General features: G+C 77.2%; 3 protein-coding genes. 2 read left to right on the forward strand and 1 reads right to left on the reverse strand.

Annotated elements, in window-relative coordinates; genetic code table 11:
* Positions 1-2,268 (forward strand): tetratricopeptide repeat protein (locus AB0C69_RS39295; protein WP_360361292.1); only part of this gene is annotated, 2,268 nt, incomplete at its 5' end.
* 102 nt (positions 2,269-2,370) lie between these two features.
* Positions 2,371-3,069 carry a cyclic nucleotide-binding domain-containing protein gene (locus AB0C69_RS39300; RefSeq protein WP_345184304.1) on the forward strand — a complete coding sequence of 233 codons (699 nt, stop codon included), beginning with the start codon at positions 2,371-2,373 and terminating at the stop codon, positions 3,067-3,069.
* Between the two features lie 13 nt (positions 3,070-3,082).
* Here the strand turns inward: AB0C69_RS39300 and AB0C69_RS39305 are convergent, their stop codons facing one another.
* Positions 3,083-3,847 (reverse strand): maleylpyruvate isomerase family mycothiol-dependent enzyme, encoded by a 765-nt coding sequence (locus AB0C69_RS39305; RefSeq protein WP_345184306.1) that lies wholly within the window; start codon positions 3,845-3,847, stop codon positions 3,083-3,085.
* Between the last annotated feature and the right edge of the window lie 91 nt (positions 3,848-3,938).

A 3,938-nucleotide genomic window follows, 5' to 3' on the forward strand; every position in this document is an offset into this window, starting at 1 on the left:
GGGCCGGGCCTCGCGGGGGCGGGCCTGGGCGACGGCGCGGCGCCCGGAACGTCCGGGACGGCGCTGCTGGCCGTCCTCAGCCCGACGTTCGACGTCGCCTACCGGAGCCTGCGCCGCGGGCAGCGCGAGGCGTTCCGCAGGCTCGGCCTGGTCGCCGGCCCCGACTTCACGCCCACCGCCCTCGCCGCCCTGCTGGACGGCACGGTCGGCGACGCGCGCGAATGCCTGGAGGGCCTGCGCCAGGCCTACCTGGTGCACGACGTGGGGCCCGACCGCTACCGGATGCACGACCTGCTGCGCGACTTCGCCCGCGAACGGGGGCTGCGCGAGGACTCCGACGGCGAGCTCCAGGCGGCGCAGCGGCGGCTCCTGGCCGGCTACCTCGCCGAGGCGCGCCGCGCGGGCCACGCCATGGCGGCGCGGTCCCGTCCCCGGACGCATCCGGGGGAGGCGCACGGGCGTCCGTCCACCGCCGCGGAGCGCGCGGCCGGACTCGCCTGGTTCGAGGCCGAGCGCCGCAACCTGGTCGCCGCGGTGCACCAGGCCGCCCGGCTCGGCCTGCACCGCACGTGCTGGGAGCTCGCCGACGCGCTGTTCGACTTCCAGGAGTTCCGCCGCTACAGCGAGGACAGCATCGCCGTCCACCAGGTGGGCCTGCACGCCGCCCGCACCGAGGAGGACTGGGCGGCCGCCGCCGTCATGCTCCACAACCTGGCGATGGCGCACTTCGAGCTGGGCGACTCCGTCCAGGCCATCGGCTACGGCGAGGACGCGCGGCGCGGGTTCCGGGCCGCCGACCCGCCCGACCGCTACGGGCAGGCCGCCACCCTGGCCACCCTGGCCGACGTCCACGTGGCGCTGGGCCGCTACCTGACGGCGATCGACCACGCCCGGCGCTCCCTCGCCGTCCACGGGGAACTGCGAGACGACGCTGGAACGGCCAAGGGCCACGACATCCTGGCCCGGGCACACCTGGGCCTCGGCGACTACGAGACGGCACTGGACCACGCCGCCAGGGCGCTCGACGTCCGCCGCCGGACCCACGACCAACCCGGCGTGGCGGAGACCCTGCTCACCGTGGCCCAGGTCCACCGCCGCCAAGGCAACGTCCACGGCGCGGTCTCGCACGCTCTGGAAGCGCTCGCCATCCGCCAGGAACTCGCCGACATGCACGGCGCCGCGCAGGCGCTGACCGAGCTCGCGCGGATGAACGCCGCGCTCGGCCTGCGCGACCTGGCGCAGCAGGACGCCGAGCAGGCGCTGCGCACCTACCGCGCCCTCGGCGCCCGCCACGGGGAGGCGCGCGCGCTGGCCACGCTCGGCATGCTCATGTGCGAGGCGACGCGGTTCGCCGAGGCGTTCACCTACTGCGGGCAGGCGCTGCGGCTGCACCGCGAGACCAGCGACCGGCACGGCGAGGCCGAGGCGCTCGCGCAGATCGGGATCGTCCACTGGCGCCTCGGACGGTACCGCGAGGCGCGCGAGCACCTCCTGCGCGCCCTGGAGATCCGCCGCGAGATCGGCGACCAGCACGGCGAGGCCAACGACCTGGAGCACCTGTCGGTGGTGATGCGGCGCCTCGGCCGCCACCAGGAGGCGTTCGTCCTCGGCCTGGAGGCCCTGGACCTGTGGCACCGGCTCGGCGCGCGGGGCGGCATGGCCGGGACGCTCGGCAGCCTGGCCCGCACCTACGCGCGGCTCGGCCTGCCCGAGGAGGCCGAGCGCGCCGCCCGGCAGGCGCTCGGCATCCGCGAGTCGGGCGGCGACTGGTACGGCCTCGGCGTCGGCATGGACACCCTCGCCGCCGTGCTGCGCCGCGCCGGCCGCCCCGAGGAGGCCCTGGAGCGGGAGCTGGAGGCCCTGCGCATCCTCGGCGAGGTCGGCGACCGGCACAGCGAGGCCGTCGGCCTCGGCCACCTCGCCGCCATCCACCTCGACCTCGGCCGCGCCGGCGACGCCCTCGCCACCGGGCGGCGCGCCCTCGACCTCGCCGCCGAGCTCGGCGCCACCCGCGAGCAGGCCCACGCCCTGCACAGCATGGCCCGCGCGTCCCAGCTGACCGGCGAACACGACCGCGCGGTGGAGCACGTCACCGCCGAGATCGCCATCCGCCGCGAGACCGACGACCAGCGGGGGCTGCGGCGGGCGCTGGAACTGCTGCGCGACTCCCGCCTGGCCCTCGGCGACCACGCGGCCGCCGCGGACTGCGCCCGCCGCGTCCGCGCCCTGGACGGCCTGCTCGCCCCGGAAAGACCGCCCGAGATGTGACCGGCGACCTGGTCGGCCGGCCCCGGGGCGCGTTCACTGGACCGCGAGCAAGCGATCATGAAGCCGGGGCCCGGCCGGATCCGGGTCCGGTGAGGAGGCGAGATGCAGACCCCCCGGTTCTGGGACGCGCTGACCCCCCGCGCCCAGGAGGCCCTGCGGCGGGCGGGCGCGCCGGTGGTGATCAGGCCCGGCGCGTTCCTGACGCGCGAGCACACCCGCGCGGCCCAGGTCTTCGTCCTGCGGTCCGGGGCGGTGAAGGTCTGGGTCGACCGGGACGGCGAGACCGCCATCCTCGACGTCCTCGGCCCCGGCGACCTGGTGGGGGAGCTGGAGGCGGTGGACGGCGGGGTCCGGCACGCCAACGCCGAGGCGCTGACGCGGGTCGAGGCCATCGTGCTGCCCGCCGCGCGCTTCCGCGGCGTCCTGGACGCCCAGCCCGGCTCGGTGTGGGCGGTCGCCGCCGTCCTCGCCGAACGGCTCCGCGACGCCAACGAGCTGCGCGTCGCGCACTTCCCCGACGACCCCGAGCGCCGCCTCGCCGGCCGCCTCCTGCGCCTGGCGGCGCGGTTCGGCTCCCCGGTCAAGCGGGAGCGCCCGGACGGCGTGATCGAGGAGGGCGTCGTCGTCCAGGTCCCGGTCACCCAGCAGGACCTCGGCCGCTGGGCCGGGATGGGCCGCCGCAAGGTCGCGCAGATCCTCGCGGCCGAGCCCGTGCGCGGCCGCGTGACCGTCGCCCGGAGCGCGATCGCCGTCCGTTCCGCGGACGCCCTGCACCGGCTTGCGGGCGACGACCTCCCCTAGACCCCCGGCCCGCTCAGAAGCCCGCTTCCTCGCGGAACCGGGAGGGCTCGTACGGCCAGGGCGGCGGCACGGGCAGCGGACCGTCCGGGCGGAGGTGCACGCCCGCGCCGTCCGACCGTCCGCTCAGCCAGCCCAGCAGCGCCCGCCCGGAGCCGGACGCCTCCGGGCCGCCGGGCGTCCAGCCGAGGTCGGCGGTCTCACCGGAGTCGGTCGCGGTGATCCGCAGCCCGGCCGGCTCCCCGAGGAGCCGGTCCGGCAGCGCCGCCAGGTCCGCCAGCGTGGCCGCCGCGGACCAGCGGACGTAGGGCTCCGGCCAGTCGGCCGGGCCGTACCCGGCGGCCAGGTCGGCGTGGTGGGCCTCCACCTCGTTCCAGCGGCGGAACACCGTGTACCAGGCGGGATGGGGCCAGCCCGCCATCGCCCGCACCGGAGCCTCCGCCGCGCTCGCGGGCAGCGACCGGGCCTGCTCGGAGAACCGCGCCTGCGTCGCCCGGACGTCGGCGACCAGCTCGTCGCGGGAGCGGCCGGCGCCCGCGGCGATGTCGGCGTCGCGCCGCTCCAGGCTCGGGTACTGCGGGACCTCCGTCCCCGTGCGCGCCCCTTCGAGCAGGTTCCACAGGGAGTCGGCGTTGCGTGCGATGTGCGTCGCCACGTGCCCGCGGCTCCACCCCGGCAGCCCCGACGCGCCCCGCAGGTCGCCGGGGGACAGCCCCTCCAGCGTGGCGGCGATCCGCTCCACGCCCGCGTCCAGCTCGTCGATCACGTCGCGCCAGTCCATGACCCCTCCTCGGCGAAAAGGACGCTCCATCCTGTCGCACGGTCCCGGCCCGCGCCAGACAATGGTGATCATGGAGTTTCCGATCTGCGTC

Origin of the sequence: Actinomadura sp. NPDC048032 (assembly GCF_040653175.1) — a bacterium.
Lineage (GTDB): Bacteria > Actinomycetota > Actinomycetes > Streptosporangiales > Streptosporangiaceae > Spirillospora > Spirillospora verrucosospora.